At 73.8% G+C, this 20,447-nt stretch carries 18 protein-coding genes, 1 tRNA gene and 1 pseudogene; 6 read left to right on the forward strand and 14 right to left on the reverse strand.

Annotation, left to right across the window (positions count from 1 at the left end; all coding sequences use genetic code 11):
• The first annotated feature begins 1 nt into the window (after window position 1).
• Both VGB14_03225 and VGB14_03230 read left to right on the forward strand, forming a co-directional pair.
• Window positions 2-394: a hypothetical protein gene (locus VGB14_03225; protein HEX9991919.1), complete on the forward strand. Its 393-nt coding sequence runs from the start codon at window positions 2-4 to the stop codon at window positions 392-394.
• A 9-nt stretch (window positions 395-403) separates the two neighbouring features.
• Window positions 404-742 (forward strand): hypothetical protein, encoded by a 339-nt coding sequence (locus VGB14_03230; protein HEX9991920.1) that lies wholly within the window; start codon window positions 404-406, stop codon window positions 740-742.
• Window positions 743-746: 4 nt separating this feature from the next.
• Here VGB14_03230 and VGB14_03235 read toward each other — a convergent pair whose 3' ends face one another.
• Entirely contained in the window at window positions 747-1,916 is a 1,170-nt protein-coding gene (locus VGB14_03235; protein HEX9991921.1) for a Coenzyme F420 hydrogenase/dehydrogenase, beta subunit C-terminal domain, read from the reverse strand.
• 119 nt (window positions 1,917-2,035) lie between these two features.
• Between VGB14_03235 and VGB14_03240 the strand changes: the two genes are divergently transcribed.
• Together VGB14_03240 and VGB14_03245 are read left to right on the forward strand one after the other, a co-directional pair.
• Window positions 2,036-3,268, forward strand: coding sequence for an acyl-CoA dehydrogenase family protein (locus VGB14_03240; protein HEX9991922.1), 1,233 nt, complete (start codon window positions 2,036-2,038; stop codon window positions 3,266-3,268).
• A 41-nt stretch (window positions 3,269-3,309) separates the two neighbouring features.
• The gene (locus tag VGB14_03245) at window positions 3,310-5,079 is read left to right on the forward strand and encodes an LCP family protein (GenBank protein ID HEX9991923.1); all 1,770 of its coding nucleotides are present in this window, start codon (window positions 3,310-3,312) and stop codon (window positions 5,077-5,079) included.
• Between the two features lie 128 nt (window positions 5,080-5,207).
• Here the strand turns inward: VGB14_03245 and VGB14_03250 are convergent.
• The 12 genes and pseudogenes from VGB14_03250 to VGB14_03305 all read right to left on the reverse strand — a co-directional run bounded on the left by VGB14_03250 (window position 5,208) and on the right by VGB14_03305 (window position 17,831).
• Window positions 5,208-6,257, reverse strand: a pseudogene (locus VGB14_03250) (MFS transporter).
• Window positions 6,254-7,525, reverse strand: coding sequence for an MFS transporter (locus VGB14_03255; protein HEX9991924.1), 1,272 nt, complete (start codon window positions 7,523-7,525; stop codon window positions 6,254-6,256). The pseudogene VGB14_03250 and the gene VGB14_03255 overlap by 4 nt, the downstream one beginning before the upstream one ends.
• A complete protein-coding gene (locus tag VGB14_03260; GenBank protein ID HEX9991925.1) occupies window positions 7,522-8,784 on the reverse strand; it encodes an ATP-grasp domain-containing protein in 1,263 nt (420 codons plus the stop codon). The genes VGB14_03255 and VGB14_03260 overlap by 4 nt, the downstream gene beginning before the upstream one ends.
• Before the next feature lie 17 nt (window positions 8,785-8,801).
• Window positions 8,802-10,070 (reverse strand): ATP-grasp domain-containing protein, encoded by a 1,269-nt coding sequence (locus tag VGB14_03265; GenBank protein HEX9991926.1) that lies wholly within the window; start codon window positions 10,068-10,070, stop codon window positions 8,802-8,804.
• Window positions 10,067-11,026, reverse strand: coding sequence for an alpha/beta hydrolase (locus tag VGB14_03270; GenBank protein HEX9991927.1), 960 nt, complete (start codon window positions 11,024-11,026; stop codon window positions 10,067-10,069). The genes VGB14_03265 and VGB14_03270 overlap by 4 nt, the downstream gene beginning before the upstream one ends.
• On the reverse strand, window positions 11,023-11,328 hold the full coding sequence (locus tag VGB14_03275; GenBank protein HEX9991928.1) for a Rieske 2Fe-2S domain-containing protein: 306 nt from the start codon (window positions 11,326-11,328) through the stop codon (window positions 11,023-11,025). The genes VGB14_03270 and VGB14_03275 overlap by 4 nt, the downstream gene beginning before the upstream one ends.
• Entirely contained in the window at window positions 11,316-12,758 is a 1,443-nt protein-coding gene (locus VGB14_03280) for an iron-containing redox enzyme family protein (GenBank protein ID HEX9991929.1), read from the reverse strand. Before VGB14_03280 ends, VGB14_03275 begins: the two co-directional genes overlap by 13 nt.
• A 26-nt stretch (window positions 12,759-12,784) precedes the next feature.
• A complete protein-coding gene (locus VGB14_03285) occupies window positions 12,785-13,867 on the reverse strand; it encodes a 50S ribosomal protein L11 methyltransferase (protein ID HEX9991930.1) in 1,083 nt (360 codons plus the stop codon).
• 101 nt (window positions 13,868-13,968) lie between these two features.
• Window positions 13,969-14,691 (reverse strand): 2OG-Fe(II) oxygenase, encoded by a 723-nt coding sequence (locus VGB14_03290; protein ID HEX9991931.1) that lies wholly within the window; start codon window positions 14,689-14,691, stop codon window positions 13,969-13,971.
• Window positions 14,688-16,154, reverse strand: coding sequence for an AlkA N-terminal domain-containing protein (locus VGB14_03295; protein ID HEX9991932.1), 1,467 nt, complete (start codon window positions 16,152-16,154; stop codon window positions 14,688-14,690). The genes VGB14_03290 and VGB14_03295 overlap by 4 nt, the downstream gene beginning before the upstream one ends.
• Window positions 16,155-16,323: 169 nt before the next feature.
• Window positions 16,324-17,544 (reverse strand): MFS transporter, encoded by a 1,221-nt coding sequence (locus VGB14_03300; protein HEX9991933.1) that lies wholly within the window; start codon window positions 17,542-17,544, stop codon window positions 16,324-16,326.
• Between the two features lie 215 nt (window positions 17,545-17,759).
• A tRNA-Arg gene (locus tag VGB14_03305) sits at window positions 17,760-17,831 on the reverse strand.
• 37 nt (window positions 17,832-17,868) lie between these two features.
• On the opposite strand from VGB14_03305, the gene VGB14_03310 reads away from it, so the two are divergent.
• Window positions 17,869-18,243: a response regulator gene (locus tag VGB14_03310; protein HEX9991934.1), complete on the forward strand. Its 375-nt coding sequence runs from the start codon at window positions 17,869-17,871 to the stop codon at window positions 18,241-18,243.
• 39 nt (window positions 18,244-18,282) lie between these two features.
• Window positions 18,283-19,890, forward strand: coding sequence for an arginine--tRNA ligase (argS, locus tag VGB14_03315; GenBank protein ID HEX9991935.1), 1,608 nt, complete (start codon window positions 18,283-18,285; stop codon window positions 19,888-19,890).
• On the opposite strand, the gene VGB14_03320 is transcribed toward argS, so the two are convergent.
• On the reverse strand, window positions 19,868-20,447 hold a 580-nt coding region (locus tag VGB14_03320; protein ID HEX9991936.1), incomplete at its 5' end, for a hypothetical protein. The genes argS and VGB14_03320 overlap by 23 nt on opposite strands.

Below are 20,447 nucleotides of genomic sequence, written 5' to 3' on the forward strand. Positions count from 1 at the left end.
GATGGTGAGGTCGACGGCCCGGCTGGCGGTGGTGGCGGCGGCGCTGGCGCTCGCTTCTGCGGGGTGCGGCGACGACGGCGACGGCGGCGGGACGACGACGATCGCCGCCGCGCTCGAGGCCGAGGGCGGCGCCACCGTGACCGTCGACGGCCTCGTCGTCTCCGACGCCAACGGCACCTACCTGTGCGACGCGCTGCTGGAGTCGTTCCCGCCCCAGTGCGGCCCGCCGGCGGTCGCCGTCGTCAACCTCGAGCTGGCCGACCTGGAGGACGTGCAGGAGGCCGGGTCGGTGCGGTGGAGCGAGCGGCGGGTCCGGGTGACCGGCCGGATGCTGTCCGGCGTCCTCACCCTCGACGGGCCACCGGCTAGCGTCGACGGGTCCGGTGACGACTGAGGAGGACCGTTGACGCGACCGACCCGCCTCGCCGGTGCCATGGTGGCCGCGGTGCTCGCGCTCGGCGCGTGCACCGGCCAGGAGCCGACGGCCTACGGCGACGAGGTGCGGGACAACTTCGTCGAGGGGTGCGTGGGCGCCGACGCCGCCGAGGACGTCTGCACCTGCACCTACGACCGCATCACCGAAGAGGTCGAGTTCGACCGGTTCAAGGAGATCGAGGACGCCCTCGAGGAGGACGGCGGCGAGGTGCCGCCCGAGCTCACCGACCTGTTCGCCCAGTGCGGCGTCGAGGGCCCGCTCCCGGCCGAGGGCTCGTCCTCGACCACGGCGACGACCGAGGGGTAGCGGGTCAGGCCGGCGCGGGCGCGGCGGTCGGGGCCGGCTCGGGGTCGGGGGGCGGGAGGCGGCGGGGCGGCTCGACGGCCGTCGCCGGCCAGCGCTTGCGGCTCCTCGTGGCCAGCTTGTGGAGCAGGGCGATGGCGCCGGGGTCGTCGTCGCCGGGGCGGGCCTGGAGGCTGCCGTCGGCGATCATCCTGGTGACCACCTCCCGCCCGAGGTCGGTGCGGACGATCGTGAGCGTCCAGTCGTTGAACCGGCCGATGCCGCCGGTCGAGATGTCGGCGTGCTCGGCGGCGAAGTCCGGGCAGAGCTTGCACCCGTCCCGCGTCCAGGCGTGGCACTCCTTCAGCGGGATCTCGTGGTAGTCGCCGTTGCGCATCCACACCTGGAACACGCCCTTGATGTTGACCTTCGCCATGTCCTCGCGGCGCAGGCCGTACTTCGCCTCGAACAGCTCCTCGAAGATCGAGTCGTCGAAGGTCTTCGAGCACAGCAGGCCGATGTTGAACAGGAACGGCTTGCCCGCCTTGCCGACCTTGCGGCTCCACATCACCGGCGGCACCGACGACTGGCAGCTCATCCCCACGAGGGCCAGCCGGCTGTGGCCGGCGGCCAGCGCGTCCTTCACGGCCAGCGTGTTGGCGGAGTACGTGTAGCGGCTGCCGGCCGACGCGAGGATCTCCTCCTTGGTGGCGGCAACGCCGGGGACGGCCTTCCACGACGAGCCGTCGCCCTCCAGGTAGGAGACGAGGGCGGCGTCGATGTAGTCGTTCTCGAGCGCCCAGACGAGGAAGGCGGACACCAGCCCGCCGTCCTGGCCCATGCGGTGGACCATCTCGTCGCTCGCCCTCGTGAGGAGGATGTCCGAGTAGATGCCGGACACCTCCTCGGGGCCCCGCACCCGGCCGAACAGGTGCTCGTCGGCCTCCGGCTCCCACATGCGGAACCGGGGGCACGCCCTGGTGCAGGACGTGCAGCCCCGCTGGCCGTGCACGCAGTCGTCCGGGCCGAGCTCCTCCTCCAGGTGGAACGGCTTGTACCCCTGGGGGCCGGGCACGTGGCGGTAGCCGATGACCTCATGGGGGCAGGCGACCACGCAGCCGGCGCAGCCCGTGCACAGCCCCGAGGTGACGACCTCGTCGTAGAGCTCCCGCCACTGGAACGTCCAACGGCTCGGCATGGCGGAAGCCTAGGGTCTGGAAGCCGGACACCTCCGAGCGGGACGGCGATGGCTCGTCCCGGGGGCGCCGGACCGGGTCTCGCCGTCCACCGGGCACGGCGTCCCGCCAAGATGGGGGGATGGACCTCACCTACCCGCCCGAGGCCGAGCGGTTCCGAGCCGAGATCCGGGCGTGGCTGGAGGACAACCTGCCCGAGGGCTGGTTCGACGACGGCTTCCGCCTCGAGGGCGACGCCCGCGAGCGCTTCAACGAGCAGTGGACCCGCAAGCTCCACGAGGGCGGGTGGATCTGCGCGTCCTGGCCGGAGGAGTACGGCGGCAAGGGCCTGTCCGTGCTCGAGAGCGTGGTGCTGAACGAGGAGTTCGCGCGGGCCGGCGCGCCGATGCGGGCCGACTTCTTCGGCGACACCCTCGTCGGCCCGACCATCCTCCAGTGGGGGACCGAGGAGCAGAAGAGGGAGTTCCTCCCGAAGATCCTGCGGGGCGAGATCAGCTGGTGCCAGGGGTTCTCCGAGCCCGAGGCCGGCTCGGACCTGGCGTCGCTGAAGACCAGGGCCGTGCTCGACGGCGACGAGTGGGTCGTCAACGGCCAGAAGGTGTGGACCACCCAGGCCCAGTACGCCGACTACGTCTTCCTGCTGGCCCGCACCGACCCGGACGCGCCCCGGCACGCGGGCATCTCGTACCTGCTCGTCCCGATGCGCCAGCCCGGCATCGAGGTCCGCCCGATCGTCCAGCCCGACGGCTCGGCCGAGTTCAACGAGGTGTTCTTCTCCGACGCCCGCTGCCCCGCCGGCAACGTGGTCGGCGGCGTGAACGACGGGTGGAAGGTGGCCATGACCACGCTCGGCTTCGAGCGGGGCTCGTCGGCCACCACCAGCCACCGGCGCTTCGAGCGGGAGCTGGACCAGATCATGGACGCGGCCAGGGCCAACGGGAAGGCCGCCGACCCCCTCGTCCGCCAGCGGCTGGCCGCCGCCTGGTCGAAGGTCCAGATCATGCGGGTCAACGGGCTGCGCACCCTGACCGTCGCCCTCGGCGGCACGGATCCCGGGGTGGCCGCGCTCGGCGCCACCAACAAGATGTTCTGGTCCGAGTACCACCGGGACGTCATGGAGCTGGCCATCGACATCCTCGGGATGGACGGACAGGTGCTGACCGGCTCGGCCGGCGACGAGTTCGTGCCCGGCGTGGGCCGGCGGCGGGGCCGGGAGGACTACCCGGTGAGCCCCCTCCAGGCATCGTTCTTCTTCTCCCGGTCCGAGACGATCTGGGGCGGCACGGCCGAGATCCAGCGCAACATCGTCGGCGAGCGCGTGCTCGGGCTGCCGAAGGAGCCGCGGCCGGTGTGACACGGCGGCGGGCCTACCCGTTGGTAGGCTCGCCTCCCGTCATGGCAGCCCGTGGAGCCAGAGCCCGCGCGCGCCGGTCGTGGCCCCAGCGACTCCTCCTCGGCACCGGCGCCGTCCTCACCGCGATGTGCGTGCTCGGCGCCGGGGCGCTGGGGTTCGTGGCGTGGAAGCTGAGCCGGGTCGACCGGCTGGGCGACGTCGGCGACCTCGCGGACGCCGGCGACGGCGAGCCCGAGAACTTCCTGCTGGTCGGCTCGGACAGCCGCGAGACCGTCGACGAGGACGACCCCGACGCCGGCGCGTTCCTGAACGGCGAGTCCGGCGGCCGGCGCTCGGACACGATCGTGCTCGCCCGCGTCGACCCCCGCTCCACCCACGTGACCCTGCTGTCCCTGCCCCGCGACCTGTGGGTGCCGATCGCCGGCCAGGACGACCCGAACCGCATCAACACCGCCTACAGCCTCGGGCGGGACGTGCTGGTCGACACCATCGAGGAGGACTTCGGCATCCCCGTCCACCACTACGTGGAGGTGGACTTCGCCGGGTTCAAGGGCCTGGTGGCCGCCCTCGACGGCGTCCCCATGTACTTCGAGGCGCCGGCGCGCGACGAGCACTCCGGCCTCGACGTGCCGAGCGGCTGCGTCACCCTCGACCCCGACCAGGCCCTCGCCTTCGCCCGCAGCCGGCACTACGAGTACCTGACCGACGACGACGGCTGGACGACCGACCCGAGCGGCGACCACGGCCGCATCAGCCGCCAGCAGGCGTTCATCTTCCGGGCCCTCGAGCGGGCCAGGGACCGGGGCCTCACCAACCCGGTCACCCTGAACCGGCTGATCGACGTCGGCCTCGACAACGTCGGCGTCGACCCGGGCCTCTCCGACGGCGAGCTGCTCGCCCTGGCCCGGCGCTTCCGGTCGATCACCGCGGACCAGATCACCACCCTGCGCCTCCCCGTGGAGGAGGACGTCGTCGGCGAGGCCTACGTGCTCCGCCTCCTGACCGCCGAGGCCCAGGACGAGCTCAACGTGTTCCGGGGCCTGCCGCCCGGCGCCCTCGCCCCCGAGGCGGTCACCGTGCGGGTGCTGAACGGCTCGGGCGCCGAGCACCAGGCGGCCGACGTGGCCGACGACCTCGGCGACCGGGGCTTCCTCGTGAGCGGCGTGGGCGACGCCGACGAGCACGCCGAGCGGACCGAGGTCCGCCACGCGCCCGGCGCCGAGCCGTCCGCCGCCCTCGTGGCCCGCTACCTGGCCGCCGGGGCCGTCGTGGTGCCCGACGCCAGCCTCGACGGCTCCGAGGTGGTGCTCACCACCGGGGACGACTTCACCGCCGTGCGGTCCACGCCCGCGCCCGAGTCGGCCGTGCAGGTGACGGCGCCGACCACCGGGGTGACGGCGGCCGAGCCCGAGAGCGTCGCCGTGCGGGTGATGAACGGCACGAGCGTGACCGGCCAGGCCGCCGACGCCGCCGCCGCCCTGGAGGACGACGGGTTCACCGTCCTCGGCACGGGCGACTGGGACGAGACCATCGCGGCGACCGTCGTGTACTACCCGACCGGCGCGGTCGCCGAGGCGGAGGCCGTGGCCGAGCACCTGGCCGCCGGGGCCGAGCTGGTGGAGGACCCGTCGATGGGCCCCGGCGGGGTGGTGCTCGTGACCGGCGCCGACTACGACGGCGTCGGCGCGCCGACCTCGGACGACGACGGCGCGCCGGTCGACACGCCGCCGGTGACGTCGGCGCCGACGACGACCTCGTCGGTGCCCGGTGTGGTCCCCGGCGACCCGCCGCCCGGCGTCGACTGCGGCTGACGCCGGGCGGCGAGGGTCACGGTTCCCACCACGGTCACGACGAGCAGGTAGCCGGCCACCATGAAGTAGCCGGCCTCGATCGACCAGGCCTCGACGGCGCCGGACACGGCGGCCGTCCCGGCGGCGGCGGCGAGCAGCCCGACCGCGTTGCCGACCCCGAACACCTTGCCGGCCCGCCGGGTGCCGGCCTCGTCCATCAGCACCACCCGGGTGCCGACCCGGCCGAGGCCGAACAGGGCGGTGGCGATCGTGAACGACACCATCAGCCCGGCCTGGCCGAACAGGGGCTGGGGCACGATCCAGAGGGCGGCCCCGCCGAAGCCGATGGCGACGGCGCCGAGGTCGCCGACGCGGCGGTGCACCCGGCCGAACACGGCGGCGGCCGACCCGAAGCCGATGGCGGCCAGCGCGTCGGTCAGCCCGAGGATGCCGACGCCGTGCTCGAAGACGTCGATCACGAGCACGACGGTGAGCGTGTTCATGATCGTCGGGATCGTCCGCACCTGGGCGAACAGGGCGACGGCGGGCGCCACCCGGCGCCAGTCCACGTCGCCGCCCTCGGCGCCGCCGTCCCCGGCCGGCACGCCCGCGGGGGACGGGGCGCCGGCCGGGTCCGGGGCCATCCCGGCCAGGAAGGCGGCCGAGGCGAGGAAGGACACGGCGTTCACGCCGAACACGACGCCGGCGCCGGCCCACTGGGCGAGGAAGCCGCCGGCGGTCACCGACAGCAGCATCCCGGCCTGGGTCCACAGCTCGAAGTGGGAGCTGAACCGCCGCCGCCGGTCGGGCGCCACGAACTGCTGGGCCCAGCCGTTGGCGACGGGCACGAAGATGGCGTCGAGGAGCGACACCAGGAACGTGCTGACGTACAGGGTCGGCATCACGGCCCGGTCGACGAGCAGGGCCAGCGGCACGGCCGCCACCACGACCGCCCTGGCCAGGTCGGTGGCGATGCAGGTCCGCTTGCGGGCCCCGCGGTCCGACAGCGACCCGGAGGAGAGCGACGCCGCCACCTGGGGAAGGGCGACGACGACGAACAGGGCGCCGACCGACAGCGCCGAGCCCGTCTCGACCAGCGCCAGCCAGGCCGCCGCGATCGTCTGGATGCCGTTGCCGAGGTTGGTGACGAACGTCGCCGCCAGGAACCGGCCCTCGTCCCGCCGGGCCGCCTGGCTCATGCCACGGTCACCTCCTGGGGCACCTCGGGCTCGTCCGCCGGGCCGGGCACGACCTCCTCGGTGCGGGGGCGGGCCGCCGACCGCTCGATGCCGGCGAGGGCGGCGAGGACGGCGACGACGGTGACCGCGCCGCACAGCCACCACACGCCGACCCCCGTGCGGGACCAGGCGAGGGCGCCGAGCACGGGGCCGACCGCGTAGCCGATGTTCTGGCTGGCCGCCGCCGTGGCCAGGTACCGGCCCCGCAGCCCGGACGGGGCGACCCGCACCGGGTAGGCGGACGCCGTCGGCGTGGCGATGATCTCGCCCGCCGACCACACCACGGTGGCGAACACCAGCCAGGCCACCGCGGCCGGGCCGGCGTACATGGCGAGGCCGAGGCCGACGAGGCCGATGCCGAGCGGCACCGACAGCCGGGCCGACCACCGCTGCACCACCCGGGTGACCGGGAGCTCGCAGGCGATCACGACGAAGCCGTTGACGGCGACGAGCACGCCGAAGATGCCGGCCGACAGGCCCTCGTCCTCGACGTGGAGGGGCAGGGCCGTCAGGTACTGGACGTAGACGACGGCGTTGAGGAAGAGGGCGGCGACGAACAGCGTGTAGCGGTGGTCCCGCAGCACCCGCCGGTAGCCGCCCTTCGCCTCCTCGGTGGCCTCGTCCCGGTCGGTCCCGATGGGCCCGCCGGGCAGGGCGATGGCGGCGACGATGCCGTACCCGATCGAGGTCAGCGCGTCGGCCCAGAACAGCACGGCGTACGACGCGCTCTCGACGAGCACGGCGCCGGCCAGCGGGCCGATCGTCATGCCGAGGTTGAACGCCAGCCGGTACATGGCGAAGACCATCACGTGCCGGTCCTCGGGGGTGAGGGCGGCGACGAGGGCGGCCGACGCCGGCCGGTAGGCCTGGGCGGCGGCGCCGGTGGCGAACGCGATGACCATCACGAGCGCCGGCTCGGTCGTGCTGAGCATCGCCGCGGTGAGCGCGCCGGCGAGGACCATCGACCCGGCGATCGTCGCCCGGCACCCGAGCCGGTCGGTGATGCCGCCGCCGGTCACCACGCCGATGACCGCGCCGAGGCCGTACGCCCCGAGGGCGAGGCCGGCCTGGTCGGCCGACAGCCCCCGGGACGTCAGGAACAGCACCAGGAAGACCTGGAGGAAGTTGCCGAGCTTGTTGACGAACGTCCCGACGAGCAGGGCCCACACCGGGGCCGGCACGGTGCGGGCCGTCGCGAGGATCGAGTCGCCCGCCGCGTCCCGTCTCACGACGCGACCTGGGACGTCGCCTCGACGGGGACGGCGTGCAGCTCGACGACCTGCTCGGCCTCGGCCAGCGCCGCCCGGCACTCCTCCTCGGTGTCGGCCACCGCGATCACGCAGCCGTAGCGGGCGAGGTAGCCCCGCGGCGGCAGGCGCAGGACGGCGCCGGGCCGGCCCATCACGATCGAGTGGACGATGGTCGGGCCGCCCCGCTCGGGGTGGTGGTCGATCGAGACGACCTCGCAGTCCTCGGGCGGGTACAGGAAGCGGATGGCCGCCACCTTCGACCGGGTGGGGGTCACGTCCGGGCGCCGGCCCATGCAGGCGTCGGCGTGGGCGGCCGCGCAGTCGACGCCCCTCGCCAGCCAGCCGAGCCAGGGGATGAGGTCGCCGCCGAGGCGGGCGTTGACCTCGATGAGGCGGGGGCCCCGCGACGTCAGGCGCATCTCGGTGTGGGTGACGCCGACCGTCCAGCCGAGCGCCCGGTGGCTCTCCTCGAGCAGGTTGACGATGTCGGGGTCGGACATGAGCGGGTCGTCGGGGAGGATGACGTGGCCGACCTCCTCGAAGAACGGGTCGAAGCCGACCTGCTTCCTCGCCAGCACCATCGGGAGGCACTCGCCCTCGTGGAAGACGGCGTCGATGCTGATCTCCGGGCCGTCGAGGTACTCCTCGACGAGCACGCCGGCGTCGTACACGGGCACGCCCGGGTAGCTCGCCGCCCGCGCCGCCGTGTAGGCGTCGGCCAGGTCGGCCGGGTCGTCCACCCGGAGCACGCCCTTCGAGCCGGCCAGCCCGCGGGGCTTCAGCACCACCGGGTAGCCGATGGACTCGGCGGCGGCCGCCGCCTCCTCCGGCGACGAGACGGCCGCCGACCGGGCCTGGGCCACGCCCGCCTTGTCGAGCACCTCGCGGGTGGCGTGCTTGTCCCGGCAGGAGCGGACGACCTCGGGGTCGTTGCCGATCACGCCGAGCGCCGCGGCGATGTGCGACGACGGCCAGATGAGGCCCTCGTCGTAGCAGAACACGCCGTCGATCTGCTGCTGCGCGGCGATCTCCCTTGCCGCGGCCACGCCGTCCTCGATGACCATCGGGTCGACGGCGGTCGTGCCGATCACGTACTGGTCGTGCCAGGCCGGCGGGTCGGCGTCGAGCAGCCAGAGCCGGTAGCGCTCGGCCGCCGACTTCACGATGTACTCCCGGTAGCGCTGGTCGCCGCTGCCGACGACCAGCAGCACGGGACGGTTGTCGGTGGTGTCGGTCATGGGCGTCCTTTCCGCGGTCACCGGGCGGCGGCGAGCTCGTCGGTCGCCTCGACGCGCACCGACCGCTCGATCTCCTTGATCGCGTCGTAGTCGCGGAACACGTCGTCGCGGCGCTCGCCGGCGAGGACCACGAAGCCGAGGGCGGTGAACAGGTCCCTGGTCGGCTCGATGCGGTCCCCGTTGTGCACCGGGACGGCGGACTTGTAGTGGGTGGGGAGCTTCGCCGCCTGCTCGAACACCTCGATGTTCGTGACGATCCCGGTCTCGTGGGCGATCAGGAACACGACGAGCACGGTCTGCTCGAGGTGGTAGTCGCCGTTGACGGGGCGGGCGCCGGTGAGGTGGGCGATCATGCGGTCGAGCTGGCTGTCGCCGGTCGCCAGGCGGCAGTACTCGGGGTGGCCGCCGCCGTGCAGGCGCGAGCCGGTCTCGATGTGCACCGGCCCGTCCTCGGTGAGCATCACCTCGGTGTGGGCGGCCCCGTTGCGGATCCCGAGCGCGTCGAGGACCTGGAACGAGTACTCGACGAGCGAGCGGCCCGGCGTCGGGTCGTCGTCGATGAACTCCATGCTGTCGTACACCGCGATGTGGTCCTCGTTGACGACCTTGCGGTAGCGGCACACGTCGGTGACGAAGTGGCGCCCGTCGACGCTGTAGGTGTCGACCACGAACTCCGTGCCGACGAGCAGCTCCATCACGAGCACCTTGTCGTTGAGGAGCGTGAGCCGGTTGCGGGAGCCGAGCAGGCGGTCGAAGGCCGGCCGCCAGTCGTCGCCCGGGCGGATGCGGACGACGCCGTCGGTGCCGCCGCTCTTCGGCGGCTTCAGCACGAGCGGCTGGCCCTCGAGCCCCTCCCGCTCGATCCAGGCCGCCACCTCGGCCGGGTCGTCGGTGCAGACTTGGCGGGCGACGCGCAGCCCGGCCGCCCGCACGGCCTCGCCCATCGCGCCCTTGTGGCGGCGGGCGGCGGCCAGCTCGGGCACGTTGGCCACGTGGGGGGTGACCCGGGGGGCGACGGCGTCGCCCAGCTCCACGCCGGTCTCGGTGGCCGACACGACGAACTCCGGCTCGAGGGCGGCGACCTTGGCGACCACCTCGTCGATGGGCCCGTCGCCGATGATGATCTCGTCGAAGTCCTGGGGCCGATAGGTCTTGCGGAAGTCGGGCGGCGGCTCCTTGGCGCTGAGCAGCGCCACGGGCGAGAACCCGACGGCCCGCAGCTCGGGGGCGAGCAGGATCCCGGAGGAGAACGGGTCGACGATGACGCCGACCCGCCGGCGGCTCACAGCTGGCCCCCCGCCGCCGCGGTGGCCGGGGCGAGCAGCCGGGCCGTCGCCGCGCACCACCGGTCGAAGGCGTCCTGCACGGCCGGGCTGTAGCCCCTGGCCCGCAGGCAGGCGTGCACGAACCCGGGCTCGACGACCAGCTCGACGGGGATGCCGTTGGCCTCGAGGCGCTCGGCGTAGGCCAGCGAGTCGACCTTCAGCGAGTCGAGCTCGGCCCCCATGATGTAGGCCGGCGGCAGGTCGTGGAACGTCTCGGTCAGCAGCGGCGACACGTACCGGTGCTCGAGGTTGGCCTGGTCGCCCACGTAGCAGGCGGTGAAGTACACCATCTCGTTGCTGGTCAGCAGCGGGGCGTCCTCGCCGCCGGCCCGCCAGCGGGCGAAGTCCAGCACCGGGCTCACGAGCGACTGGGCGGCGATGCGGGGGCCGCCCCGGTCCCTCGTCACCAGGCAGGCGACGACGGCCAGGTTGGCGCCCGAGCTGTCGCCGGCGACGCCGATGCGGTCCGGGTCGATGCCGAGCCGGTCGGCCTCGGCGACCACGCCCCGCAGGGCCGTCCAGCCGTCCTCGACGGCGGCCGGGAACGGGTGCTCGGGCGACGGGCGGAAGTCGACGGCGATCACCGTCGTGCCCGACTTGGCGGCCAGCTCGGCGACGATCGCCTCGTGGGTGCCGAGGTCGCCGAGCACGAAGCCGCCGCCGTGGAAGTACAGCACGGCGGCCTGCCCGGGCTCGTCGGTCGTGCGGTACACCCGCAGGCCGACGGTGTGGCCGTCGACGGTCACCGCGTCGTCGACCGCCGTGACCGTCTCCGGCCACGGGATCGGGAACGCGGTCGTCAACCCCCGGTACAGCTCGCGCTGCTCGGGGATCGGCAGCAGGTGGTACTCGTCGGGCAGCACCTTGGTCGCCCGCTCGATGAACTTCTCGAGGCCAGGGGCGAAGTTCGGGCTCACAGTCTCCTCCTCGCGACAGGGCGCTCGCAGCCTTCGGGGAGGACGGCGGTCGCCTTCGCCCCCCTGACCACGAGCGGCACGGCCTTGCGCTTCAGCACCCGCGTGCCGGTGCAGCGCTCGTGCCAGGGGCAGCGAACGGCGTCGCCGTCCTCGATCACCTCGCCCAGCCACAGCGGGCCGCCCCGGTGGGAGCAGGTGCCGTCCACGAGGAGCGGCCCGTCGCGGTGGGGCAGCAGGAACCAGCGGCGGTCGCCGGCGACGACCACCGTGGTGTCCCGCGTGTCGAAGCTCAGGACAGGCACCGCTGATGGTCCCCGATCGAGTGGATGTGGTACACGCACTCGTCGGAGTCGATGATCGCCCCGTGCAGCCGGTTGTGCTGGATGACCACGCCCTCGCCGGCCTTGAGCTCGGTGATCCGGTCGTGGCCGGTGATGAAGTGCATGACGCCGGACTCGATGTGGCACAGCTCGTCGCCGTCGTGCACGTGGGTGACCGACAGCTCGCCGCGGGGCTCGACGAACGTCTGCACCGGGCAGGTGACGGCGCCGCTCTCGATCCGCTCCAGCACGGCCGGGTGCAGGGACTTGTACTCGGGCTGGCCGTCCATCCACGCCACCTGGGCGACGAAGTCCTGGTCGGCCAGGTCGGCGAGGTAGCGGGCCTCCTCGAAGCCGCGCACGATCTCGGGGATGATCGCCTCGCCGTACTGCTCGACGGCCGGCTGCACGAGCTTGTCCCACGCCATGCGGCTGTGGTCCTGGTCGATCGACACGTGCTCGAGGAAGTAGGTGACGTCGGCCTGCTCGCCGTAGACGATGCGGAACGTCTCGGCCATCTGCGCGCAGCTGCTGATGAACGCGGTCTCGGTCTGGAGCACGGCGCCGAGGTACCGGAAGAACAGCGAGTGGTCCTTCGAGATCCAGTTGAAGTAGTTGTTCATGAGCAGCGACGAGGTCAGGTAGAACTGCCAGTAGGCGTGGGCCGACGGGTCGAGCCCGACGCTCTCGAGCAGGTGCTCGAACAGGGTGCTGTGCTTGGTCCGGTGGACGCCGTAGCCGAACTCGTCGATGACGATCTTGAACAGCTCGGACTGGAGGTCGCCGAAGTTCCCGAGCACGTTGCGGGCCATCGGTGAGGACTCCATCAGGAAGTCCCCCGCCAGCTGGATGAGGAACGTCTTCGCCGCGTGCTCGCGGTTGGAGGACTTGAGGATCGCCTCGAGCGACGGGATCGGGTCGTTGCGGCGCACGGCCGCCACCTGGTCCTCGAACAGCTCGCGGAGCGAGCTCAGCGTCCACTTCCCGCTGACGCTCACCTCGGAGCCGAGGAAGTCGAACACGAACCGCTCGAGGCGGGGCCGGATGACCTCGGCGAGCACCTTGCGCCTCGGGTCGTAGAAGGCCCGGAAGTCGTCCTGCTTCGAGGCGAAGTCGCCGCGGGGCAGCAGCACGAAGTCGGTCTCGTAGACGGTCAGCAGGGTGCGGTTGGCGGTGAGGCTCGTGTAGGTGAGGATCTCGTCCCGGGTGAGCGGCCGGCTGAAGTCCAGGTACTTGAAGACGTGGGGCCGCAGGGTCCGCCGGTACGGGTTGTCGATCGAGAGCCACTCCTCGGTGTCCGCGAAGAGCTCGGAGTCACCGAACTGCAGCAGGCAGTCGCGGAACAGCTCGTAGTCGTCGAGGTCGTACTTCGGCTCGCCGTCGAGGACGGTCTTGTGGTGGTGCTGCTCCATCGCTTTCCCTCTCCTCCTGGTCTTCTTCAGACGATCTGGACGTGGACGCTGGTGAGCTCGTGGGTCGCCTGGAGGCGGACGAGCTGGCCGGCGCTCACCGGCATGGGGTGCTCGAAGCACTGCACGGCCTGCATCCAGTGGCTGGCGCGGCCGGTCGGCGCGTTGGCGATGCTGACGCCGGGGACGAGCTCGACCGTGAACCACATGACGACGCCGTGGACGGTCCCCGTCGAGCCGGCCTCGAGGTCGACCTCCACCGTCTCGGGGTCGAGCGGGTCGGTCTCGAAGTCGAACCGGAACAGGTCGACCGGCTCGGACAGGAGCCGGTGGTTCCAGGTGTCGAGGCGGACGGGGAAGTAGTCGTAGGTCGAGAACTCGTTGAACAGGGTGACGTCGTAGACGTCGGCCACGAAGGCGAAGTTGTTGCCGTGCACCTCGGCGCTCTCGAGCAGCGCGGCGTGCAGGGTCGCCTTGCACGGCACGATCGACGCGCTCTCGCGCAGCAGGTGCTCGCGGGCGTGGCGCACGATCGGCAGCAGGCCCTCGCCGACGAGGCCGCAGTCGATGGTCTCGGTCACGAGCACGTCGGCCGGCGCGTGCAGGTCGCGGCCGACGACGAGGTCGAAGGACTGCCGGGCGATCACCTCGACGATGTGGGCCTTGCGGTTGACGGCGACGATCCGGCGGGCCAGCCCGGCGATGGCCTCGACGGCCTCGCACGAGTACACCTGGGCGGCGCCGAGGTCGGCGGCCATCATCGCCAGCAGGCCCGAGCCGCTGCCGACGTCGAGCACGGTCTTGCCCCGCAGGTCGATGGTCGACAGCGCCCGCCGGTAGGCGGCGTTGCGGCCGGTGTCGTTCAGCATGGCGAAGTGCCAGCGGGGCACGAGCCGGCGGTGCACCTGGTTCAGGAGGCGGCGCACCTGGGGGTCGGCCTGGGGGCGGGAGGCGGCGGCCTCGAAGGCGGCCAGCGCCTCGGTGAGCCGGCCCCGTTCCAGCAGGCGGGTGCCGTAGTGGACGAGGTCCTGGCGCATGGGCCCGACGTCGACGCCGACGGCCGTCACCGGCAACTGGGCCGGTGCGAGGGTGACTGAGGTTGAGGTGGTCATCGGTCCGCTCCGACAGGTCTACGGGTGGTCACCCACCCGCGGTGGGGACGCGCACCTGCCGCCCCGCCCCGCTCTTTTCGTTGAGGGTTGTCCGGGTTGCCCTACGCCGCGTCGTGGAAGATGAGGCCGAGGGTCACCCGCCGACCCTCGCTCACCGTGGACACGCCGTGGCGCAGGACCGCCCGGTAGTGGCCCCGCCGTCCGCTGGCCGGCCAGGTGCGCGTGGCGAAGACCACGGCCTCCCCCTGGGCCAGGGGAACGACCTCGCCCCGCGACTGGGAGCGCGGCCGCTGTTCGACGAGCAAGAAGTGCCCCCCGGTGAAGTCCTCACCCGGGCGGCTCAGCAAGATGGTGACCTGGAGGGGGAACACCACCTCGCCGTACACGTCCTGATGCAGCTTGTTGTAGTCACCCGGGCCGTACCGCAGCAGCAGCGGGGTCGGTCGGGCCTGCCCGTGACGGGCACAGAGCTCGGTGAAGCCGTCGAGCTCGTCGGGCACGTCCACCGGCGTGCCGAGGTCCGGCGCCCACGCCCTCGCCACCGGCGCGAGCTGGCGGTAGAAGGCGGTCCGCAGGTCGGCCACGAGGGCCGGCAGCGGGCGGGCGAAGTAGCGGTACTCCCCGCTCCCGAACCCGTGGCGGGCCATCACCACGGTGGAGCGGAAGGCGCCGTCGTCGTCGTAGCGGGCGGCCAGCTCGTCGCACTGCGCGGCGTCGAGCACCCGGCCCACCGTGGTGAACCCGCGCTCGGCCAGGCCCGCCCTCGCCGTGTCCCAGTCGATCGCGTCCACGGCCTCCGTGGCGTCGCGCACCGCCACCGTCACGAAGCCTTCTCCAGCCGCGGGAAGCTCGTGTCGACCGCCCAGAGGTGCTGCACGGCGTAGGACCGCCACGGGCGCCAGGCCTCGGCCATGGCGAGGGCAGCGGCCGGGTCGCCCGACGCGCCGAGGTGCTCGAGCGCGCGGCGCACGCCGAGGTCGGTCTCGAGGAACACGTCCGGGTCGCCGAGGGCGCGCATGGCGACGTAGGACGCCGTCCACGGCCCGATGCCGGGGAAGCGCTGGAGCGCCTCGACGGCCTCGGCCTGGTCGGCGCCGACGTCGAGGCAGAGCTGGCCGCGGTGGATGGCGGTCGCCATGCTCAACAGCGCGAGGCGGCGGGTGGTCGGCATGCGGAGCAGGGCCGGGTCGGCGGCGGCGACCGCGGCGGGCGTGGGGAACAGGTGGGTGAGGCCGCCGTCCGGGTCGGCGAGCGGCTCGCCGAGCGCGGCGACCAGCTGGGCGGCCAGGGTGCGGGCCCCGGCCACCGAGACCTGCTGGCCGAGGACGGCCCGCACGGCGAGCTCGGCGCCGTCGACGGTGCCGGGGATGCGCCGGCCGGGGCTGGCGGCCACGAGCTCGCCGAGCACCGGGCACGGGCCCAGCTGGTCGAGCACGGCGGCCGCGTCCGCGTCGAGGTCGAACAGGCGGCGGCACCGCTGCACGGCCGCCGACAGGTCGCGCAGGTCGTCGAGGCGCAGCTGGCACTCGACGTGGTCCGGGGCCGGCGTGAGGGCGACGATCCCGGTGCCGCGGGGCAGCCGCATCGTGCGCCGGTACACGCCGTCGACGACCTCCTCGACCCCGGCGACCGCCCTGGCGGCGAGGAAGCGGACGAGGCCCTCGCCGTCGAACGGGGCGCGCGTGGGGAGGCGCAGCCGCAGGGCGCCGGGCGCGGCCACGGCGTCGCCGCCGGCCCTGCGCAGCGCGCTCGGGGTCGTCCCGAACACCACCTTGATCGTGTCGTTGAACTGCCGGGTGCTCGAGAACCCGGATGCCCACACCACCTGGGACACCGGCAGGTCGGTGGTCTCGAGGAGGAGGCGGGCGGTGGCGGCCCGGTGGGCCCTGGCCAGCGCGATGGCGCCGGCGCCGACCTCGGCCACGAGCTGGCGGTTGAGGTGGCGCTCGCTGTACCCGAGCCGGCGGGCGAGGCCGGGCACGCCCTCGCGGTCGACCACGCCGTCGGCGATCATCCGCATGGCCCGGCCGACCACGTCGGCCCGGTGGTTCCACGACGGCGTGCCCGGCGTGGCGTCCGGCCGGCAGCGCCGGCAGGCCCGGAACCCGGCGGACTGCGCGGCGGCCGCGCTGGGGAAGAACCGGACGTTCGACGGCTTCGGCGTGACGGACGGGCAGCTCGGCCGGCAGTACACGCCGGTCGTCGTGACGCCCGCCCAGAACCACCCGTCGAAGCGGGTGTCACGGCTCCGGACAGCGCCGTAGCAGCGATCGAAGTCCTCGATCACGGGAAGAATCTCCCACGGTCCCCCGCCGGTGTCTGGCGGAAATCGGACATCGACTTCTTCGCTCCTCGCTCGTCCATCCTGATTTGACGCGAGCGTTCGCGCCCGTCGCCGCACGGCGGCGCGGGCGTCGGACGGGGGCCCGGGGGCGGTCGGCGGCGTGCCGCGACCGTCACGCCGTCCTCACCTCCGCGGGCTCCGCGGCCGGCTCCGGGCCGTCGAGGACGCGGGGCCGGAGGCCGGCCGCCACGCCGAGCGCGGCCAGCACGCCGGCGGACACGAGCCACACGCCGTGGCGGTCGCCCGGCTCGCCCACGACGGCGCCGACGACGAGGAGCCCGACCCCGGTGACGAGGCCGATCGTGGCCGAGTACAGCGACAGGATCGTCGCCCGCCACTCGGGCGTGGTGATGACCTCGTTCAGGCGGGCGCCGATGAGCACGGTCGCGATGCCGGACAGCGCGGAGTAGAAGGCGAACCCGATGATCAGCCCCAGCCCGCCGACGCGCGCCACGGTGCCGAGCAGCGCCGCGGAGACGAGCAGGAGGGAGAGGAACGCCATGCGGCGGCCGAAGCGGTTGACGCCCCGCTCCACGAACCAGTTCGTCCCGGCCCGCAGCGCCGGCGCGACGGCGCGCACGGCGCCGAGGGGCACGAGCGCGAGCGTCGGGTACACCTCCTCGACCGCCGGCGCCCACTGCACGCCGGGGATGGCGATGGCGAAGGTCAGGCCGGCGCCGAGGAGGAACAGCGGGCGGTAGTCGCGGTGGGAGAGCACCTTGGGGATGACCCGCAGCCCGGACGTCGTCCTCGCCTCGGCCCGCTGGGCGAGCCCCGGGTCGGGCCCCATGGCGATGGCCACGACGGGGGCGAGCACGAGCCCGGCCACGCCGGCGACCACGAACGGCCCGGCGTAGGAGATGCCGCCGACGGCGACGGCGGCGCCGATGGCGAGGAGCATGGCGACCGACTGGGCCCGCTGGGCGCGGAGGAGCAGCGCGTCGACCTTGCCGCCGACCTCCCGCTCGTGGTCGACGGCCCAGGCCTCGAGCGCGCCGGACAGCATCGTCGACCCGAGGCCGACGACGACCCACCCGATCACGAACTGGAGCGGGCTGTGGGCGGCCGCGACCACGAGGAACCCGATCCCGCGCAGGGCGAAGCTGGCCGCCGTCGACAGGGTGCGGCCGTAGCGGTCGGCGACGTACCCGGTCGGCACCTCGAAGATCGTCTCGGCCAGCCAGTTCGAGGCGGCGACGGCGAACAGCGCGGCGCCGCTCCCCGTCCGCTCGACGACGAGCAGGGCGGCGACGATCAGCACGTGGAAGTCGAGGGCCCAGTCCGCCGCGCCGACCAGGTAGAAGGTCCGCCGGTGGCGGGGCGCCGCCGTCACCGGCCCACCGGCCCGCCCGGGCGCGCCCCGGCGAGGGGTCGACCCGTGCTCGTGGAACGACTCCGATCGCGCGTCAGCCCCGCCTCCCGTCATGACCCGCCGGTGATGCGCCACCCGAGCGCGAGCGCTCCCGGCGGGAGCCGGACCACGCTACGCCGCGCCAGGGAGTGACGACAAGGGGTGGTCGCCCGATTGCCCTTGGCGGCCGGGAGGCGCGCCCTCGGCAGGATTCGAACCTGCGCGCACGGCTCCGGAGGCCGCTGCTCTATCCCCTGAGCTACGAGGGCGGGAAGGCAAGGCTAGCGCGGCCCGTAGGATGCGCCGATGGCCACGGTGCTGGTCGTGGACGACGACCCGGTCATCCTGAAGCTCCTCGAGGTGAACTTCCAGATGGACGGCTTCGACGTCGTCTGCGCGAGGGACGGCGAGGAGGCGCTGGCGGTCGCCCGGTCGCGCCAGCCCGACGTCATCGTGACCGACGTGATGATGCCGAAGGTGAGCGGGCTCGACCTGCTCGCCGCCCTCCGGGAGGACCCGGCGACCAAGGGCATCCCCGTCCTGCTCCTGTCGGCGAGGGCCCAGGCGACCGACGTGCGCGAGGGCCTCGAGGCCGGCGCCGACGACTACGTGACGAAGCCGTTCGAGCCCCTCGACCTCGCCGAGCGGGTGGCCAGGCTCGTCGAGGGCCGTGACCGCTGACGTGGCGGCCGGGGGCGATGGCGTGAGCGGCGGGCCGACGTGATCCGCGACGACCTGGCCGCCGCCGTGCGGGCCGCCCTGCCGGCCGTCGGCGTGGAGGCGCCGGCCGAGGTGGTGCTGTCCCGCCCGGCCCGCCGCGAGCACGGCGACTGGTCGACCAACGTGGCCCTGGCGACGGCCAAGGCGGCCGGCCGCAACCCGCGCGAGCTGGCGACGGCGCTGGCCGAGGCGCTGCGGGCCGACCCGCCGCGCCACGTCGACGGCGTCGACGTGGCCGGGCCCGGGTTCGTCAACTTCCACCTGCGGGAGACGTGGCTGCACGACGTGCTGCGCGACGCCGTCGCCGCCGGCGAGGACGGCCTCGGCGCGAGCGACCTCGGCCGGGGCGAGCGGGTGCAGATCGAGTTCGTCAGCGCCAACCCGACCGGCCCGCTGCACGTGGGCAACGGCTGGTGGTGCGCGTACGGCGACGCCCTCGCCCGGGTGATGGAGCGGTGCGGCTACCGGATGGCCCGGGAGTACTACGTCAACGACACCGGCGGGCAGATCCGGGAGCTGGGCGCCAGCCTGCTGGCCCGCCGGCGGGGCGAGTCGCCGCCCGAGGAGGGCTACAAGGGCGAGTACGTGGCCGAGCTGGCCAAGGCCTACGACGGCCCCGACGACGTGACGGCGGCCGGGCGGTGGGCGGCCGAGCGCATCCTCGAGGAGATCCGCTCGACGCTCGAGCGCATCGGGATCGTGTTCGACGAGTGGAAGAGCCAGGCGTCGATCGAGGAGAGCGACGCCGTGGCGGCGACGATGGCGCTGCTGCGCGAGCGGGGCCTCGTGTTCGAGGAGGGCGGGGCCGTGTGGCTCCGCACCGGCGAGTTCGGCGACCCGAGGCAGCAGCGGGTGCTCGTGAAGTCGAACGGCGACTTCACCTACCTCGCCGGCGACCTCGCCTACCACCGCGACAAGTTCATCGTCCGGGGCTTCGACCGGGTCATCAACGTCTGGGGCGCCGACCACCACGGCCAGGTGGCCAGCCTGCTCGCCGGGGTCGAGGCGCTCGGCGTGGAGCGAGGCCGGCTCGAGATCAAGCTCGGGCAGCTCATCTCGCTCGCCCAGGGGCGCATGTCCAAGCGGGCCGGCAACGCCGTGCCCCTGTCCGAGCTGGTCGACGACGTCGGCCCCGGCGCCGTCCGCTTCCTGTCGCTCATGTCGTCGGTGGACCAGGCGACCACCCTCGACCTCGACGTCGTCCGGTCGACGACGATGGAGAACCCCGTCTACTACGTGCAGTACGCGCACGCCCGGATCGCCTCGATCGCCAGGGTGGCGGCCGAGCGGGGGGTCGAGCGCCCGCCGCTCGAGGCGACCGACCTCGGCCTGCTCGTCCACGAGCGCGAGCTCGACGTGCTGCGGTCGCTGTCGGAGTTCGGCGACGTCGTCCTCGCCGCCTGCGTCGAGCGGGCGCCCCACAAGGTGACGACGTGGGTGCGGGAGCTGGCGGGGCGGTTCCACGGCTTCTACCACGACTGCTACGTGATGGGCGAGGGCGTGCCGCCGGAGCTGACGTCGGCCCGGCTCTGGCTGGTGGAGGCGGCCCGGCTGGGCCTCGTCGTCGGGCTCGGCCTGCTCGGCGTCACCGCGCCCGAGTCGATGTAGGGCAGCGCCAGCAGCAGCCCGAACAGCTCCACCAGCGCCACGCCGTCGACGGGATGGGCGTGCGCGGCGTCGTCCCGGCGACGACCACCCACGTCCCGAGCGGCCCGTCGGCGACCGTGATGGCGGCGCTCACCGGCCCCGGTCTGGCGGCGCCAACCCGCGTGACGGCCGTCGCCGTGGCGAGCGCCCGCCCGGCGTCGGTGCCGGGCGGCGGGTGGATGTGGGGGTGCGGGCGGTCCCTCGGAGCGGCGAAGCGGGCGAGGGCGGCGGCCGCCCGCTCGGGCCAGCGCAGGGTGAAGCGGTGCACGCCGTCGGGGCCCGGGCGCTCCTCCAGCACGGCCGGGCGGGTCGGGGCGACGTGGCACCACACGACGGCGTCGCCCCGGTCGGCCACCAGGCGGGCGTCCGGCGAGCGGCGGAGGGCGACGACGGCCCGCAGCGGCGGCGCCGGCGTGCCGTCCGCGGCGAGCAGCCCCCTCGCCAGCAGCGACCGCCGCCCGGCGTCGACCGCCGCCCGGTGCGCCCCCGCCGACAGCCCGTCGAGGAGCGGCAGCGCC

The sequence above is a fragment of the Acidimicrobiales bacterium genome (genome assembly GCA_036399815.1).
GTDB lineage: Bacteria > Actinomycetota > Acidimicrobiia > Acidimicrobiales > DASWMK01 > DASWMK01.

Bases quoted from the DNA above. Each gene is read 5' to 3' on its own strand.
- VGB14_03225 (HEX9991919.1), top strand. From the start codon at position 2: ATGGTGAGGTCGACGGCCCGGCTGGCGGTGGTGGCGGCGGCGCTGGCG.
- VGB14_03235 (HEX9991921.1), bottom strand. From the start codon at position 1,916: ATGCCGAGCCGTTGGACGTTCCAGTGGCGGGAGCTCTACGACGAGGTC.
- VGB14_03240 (HEX9991922.1), top strand. From the start codon at position 2,036: ATGGACCTCACCTACCCGCCCGAGGCCGAGCGGTTCCGAGCCGAGATC.
- VGB14_03245 (HEX9991923.1), top strand. From the start codon at position 3,310: ATGGCAGCCCGTGGAGCCAGAGCCCGCGCGCGCCGGTCGTGGCCCCAG.
- VGB14_03260 (HEX9991925.1), bottom strand. From the start codon at position 8,784: ATGACCGACACCACCGACAACCGTCCCGTGCTGCTGGTCGTCGGCAGC.
- VGB14_03280 (HEX9991929.1), bottom strand. From the start codon at position 12,758: ATGGAGCAGCACCACCACAAGACCGTCCTCGACGGCGAGCCGAAGTAC.
- VGB14_03285 (HEX9991930.1), bottom strand. From the start codon at position 13,867: ATGACCACCTCAACCTCAGTCACCCTCGCACCGGCCCAGTTGCCGGTG.
- VGB14_03310 (HEX9991934.1), top strand. From the start codon at position 17,869: ATGGCCACGGTGCTGGTCGTGGACGACGACCCGGTCATCCTGAAGCTC.